We start from the raw sequence: 3,807 nt of genomic DNA, 5'->3' as shown, positions 1-3,807 counted from the left end.
CTGCCGAGCCTCGCGGATCTGGACAGCGAGGGCGTCGACGTCGATGCCGACGCCATCTGCCAGGCCGAAGGCGCGCGTCAGTACAGCATGGACGAGCTGACTCAGCCCAGCGCGACCGGCACCACCTACTGAGGGCCGATCGCTGCCCCCGGCATTCTGCATGAAGCCGGGGGCGAGGCCTGACAGCGCCCGTCTCTTCTTGTGTTCTGCCTCAGGAGGCCCGTTTGGCCGACACGCAATCCGACGCGGCAGCGCCTGCCACGCCGGCCGATGACACGACCCCGCGCGACGAACTGCTGGCCTGCCTGCTGACCATCGCCCGGGTGCATGGCCACGAGGTCAGCGCCTCGACCCTGGTGGCCGGCCTGCCGCTGGATGATCAGCACGCCCTGACGCCCAGCGTCTTCCCTCGGGCGGCGAGTCGCGCCGACCTCTCGGCGCAGGTCGTCGAGGCCCGGCTGACCCAGCTCAACCCGGCCCTGCTGCCCGCGGTGCTGCTGCTCGAGCCCGGCCGCGCCTGCGTGCTGCTGAGCCTCGATGCCCAGGCCGGTACGGCCCGGGTCGTCTTCCCCGAGCTCGGCGACGCCGAGACCCCCCTGTCCCTGGACGAACTGGACGCGCGCTACAGCGGGCACACGATCTACACCCGCCCGCGCTTCCGTTTCGACGCGCGGGGCGAGTCCGCCGCCCCGCGCCGCGCGCGTCACTGGTTCTGGAGCGTGATCGGCGAGAACCGTCGCCTGTACCGCGACGTCATCCTCGGCTCGGTGATGATCAACCTCTTCGCCCTGGGCATGCCGCTGTTCGTGCTCAACATCTACGACCGGGTGGTGCCCAATCACGCCACCGAGACCCTGTGGGTGCTGTCCCTCGGCATCTTCCTGGTGCTGTGCTTCGACCTGGTCATGCGCCTGGTGCGCAGCCGCTTCGTCGACCTGGCCGCCAGCCGCGCCGACGTCAAGCTGTCGTCCACGCTGATGGCCAAGGTCATGGGCCTCAAGCTCTCGGCGCGGCCGGCCTCCACCGGCTCCTTCGTCTCGACCCTGCAGTCCTTCGAGTCGATCCGCGCCTTCATCGGCTCGGCCACCGTGGTGGCCATGGTCGACCTGCCGTTCGTGCTGATGTTCATGGCCATCGTCGCCCTGATCGGCCCGCCGCTGGTCATCCCGCTGGTGATCGCACTAGTGTTCATCCTGCTCTACGCCATGGCCGCCCAGCGCAAGCTGCACGACCTCTCCGAGACCAGCCAGCAAGTCAGCGCCCAGCGCAACGCCACCCTGGTCGAATCGGTCTCGCAGCTCGAGACCGTCAAGACCCTGCGCGGCGAGAGCCGGGTCCAGAACACCTGGGAAAAGGCCACCGCCTACCTCGCCCAGGTCACCGCCCAGCTGCGTCAGGTCGGCACCTCGGTGACCAGTGTCGCCCAATGGGCCCAGCAGACCGCCGCGGTCTGCGTGATCATCATCGGCGTCTATCTGATCATCGACGGCAACCTGACCCAGGGCGGGCTGATCGCCGCCTACATGCTGACCACCCGCGCCCTGGCGCCGGTCGCCCAGGCCGCCGCGCTGCTGGCCCAGTATCACCAGTCGGCCACCGCCCTGAGCCAGCTCGACGAGCTCATGGACAAGCCCGAAGAACGGCCCCACGACGCCGCCTTCATCGACCGCCCGGTGGTCGACGGCCAGATCCAGTTCGACAAGCTCAGCTTCCGCTACCCCGAGGCCGAGACCCACAGCCTGAGCAACGTCTCGATCGCCCTCAATTCGGGCGAAAGCGTCGCCCTGCTGGGCCGCGTGGGCTGCGGCAAGACCACCCTGCAGAAGCTGCTGCTGGGCCTCTACACGCCCACCGAAGGCAGCGTCATGGTCGACGGCGTCGATACCCGCCAGTTCGACCCCCATCAACTGCGGCGTCATATGGGGCACGTGCCCCAGGACGTGCGGCTGTTCTACGGCAGCCTGCGCGACAACATCCTGGCCGGCGCCGGCAGCGAGCACGTGGATGACGACGCCCTGCTGCGCGCCATCCACCTCGCGGGCCTGGACGAGCTCGTCAAGGCCCACCCCCAGGGCATCGACCTGCCGGTGGGCGAAGGCGGCCAGATGCTCTCCGGCGGCCAGCGCCAGGCCGTGGCCATCGCCCGCGCGGTGATCCACGACCCGCGCATCCTGCTGCTCGACGAACCCTCGAGCGCCATGGACCACAGCAGCGAAGAAGCCCTGAAGAAACGCCTGACCCGCTACGCCGAGGGCAAGACGCTGGTGCTGGTCACCCATCGCACCTCCTTGCTCTCGCTGGCCGACCGCATCGTGGTCATGGACGCCGGACGCGTGGTCGCCGACGGCGGGCGTGACGAGATCCTCAAGGCGCTGCGCGAAGGACGCATCGGGAGGGCCGCTAAATGACATCCCGTCGCGACGCCCAACACCCCGATGATCACGCCACCCCCTCGGATGAGGCCCGAATGACCGCGGACGACGCTCCCCATCGCGATGCCCCCGACCCGGTGCCGGGCGACAACAAGAAGAGCGCCGAGCAACAGGGCTTCGACGCCGTGGGCCACGTCTCACGGGCCGGGGGCAAGCCCTTCCGGCCGCTGATCGACCGCCTCTTCGCGCGCAACGTCAGTGCCGCCCACCTCAACCGCGACTGGGCCAGCGACGCCGACTGGGCGCGCCTGCAGCAGGAGCCCATGCGCGCGCGGCTGCTGCTCTACCTGGTGGGGCTGGTGATCGTCGCGCTGATCGTCTGGGCCTGCTTCGCGCCCATCGACGAGGTCACCCGCGGCACCGGCAGTGTGATCCCCTCGCGTCAGCTGCAGCAGGTGGAGTCCTACGACGGCGGCGTCGTCCAGGAAGTCCTGGTCGAGGAAGGCGACAAGGTCGAGAAAGGCCAGCTGCTGATGCGCATCGACCCCACGCGCTTCCTCTCCAACCTGGGCGAGAACCGCGCCAAGGCACAGTCGCTACAAGCCAAGGCCGAACGCCTGCGGGCGCTGTCGACCGGCTCGGCCTTTACCCCGCCCGAGGACCTGGCCGAGAAGGCGCCGGACGTGGTCGAGCGCGAACGCGAACTCTACCAGCGCGGGCTCGAAGCCCTGGAAGAGAAGGAAGCGATCCTCGAGGACCGGCTGTCGCAGCGCCGTGCCGAGCTCGAAGAAGCCCAGTCGCGGCGCAGCACCGCCAATCGCGAACTCAACATGGCCAGCGAGGAACTGCAGCTGACTCGGCCGCTGCTCGAATCCGGCGCCGTCTCGGAAGTCGAGGTGCTGCGCCTGGAGCGCGAGGTCTCCCAGGCCCGCGGCGAACGCGAACAGGCCGCCGCCCAGGTCAACCGCCTGCAATCGGCGATCGAGGAAGCCCAGGGCGAGCTGCGCGAAGCGCGCCTGCAGGCGCGCAACGAATGGGGCGTCGAACTCTCGACCACGCTGGGCGAACTGGCGGCGCTCAACGAAGCGCGCAGCGGCCTGCAGGACCGGGTGCAGATGGCCGAGGTGCGCTCGCCGGTGGACGGCATCATCCAGCGCCTGCCGATCAACACCCTGGGCGGGGTGGCCCAGCCCGGCGACACCGTGGTGGAAGTGGTACCGACCGACGACACCCTGCTGGTCGAGGCGCGCATCGCGCCGCAGGACATCGCCTTCCTGAAGCCCGGGCAGCCGGCGACGATCAAGCTGACGGCCTACGACTTCGCGATCTACGGCGGGCTGGAAGCGGAACTGACCAACATCAGCGCCGACACCATCACCGACAAGGACGACAACACCTTTTATCTGGTCAAGGTGCGCACCGTGGACGACAGCGA

2 protein-coding genes are annotated in these 3,807 nt (G+C 69.2%); both read left to right on the top strand.

Annotated elements, in window-relative coordinates; all coding sequences use genetic code 11:
* Positions 1–224: 224 nt before the first annotated feature.
* Positions 225–2,408: a type I secretion system permease/ATPase gene (locus QWY79_RS15785; protein ID WP_435389799.1), complete on the top strand. Its 2,184-nt coding sequence runs from the start codon at positions 225–227 to the stop codon at positions 2,406–2,408.
* Positions 2,405–3,807: HlyD family type I secretion periplasmic adaptor subunit (locus QWY79_RS15780; protein WP_290274901.1), on the top strand; the 1,403-nt coding region annotated here is incomplete at its 3' end. The genes QWY79_RS15785 and QWY79_RS15780, both read left to right, overlap by 4 nt.

The organism is Halomonas sabkhae (genome assembly GCF_030409265.1).
In the GTDB taxonomy this organism is placed as follows: Bacteria; Pseudomonadota; Gammaproteobacteria; order Pseudomonadales; family Halomonadaceae; genus Halomonas; species Halomonas halmophila.
Note: the sequence above shows the minus strand (reverse complement) of the source record. Positions and strands in the feature narration are given on the sequence as shown.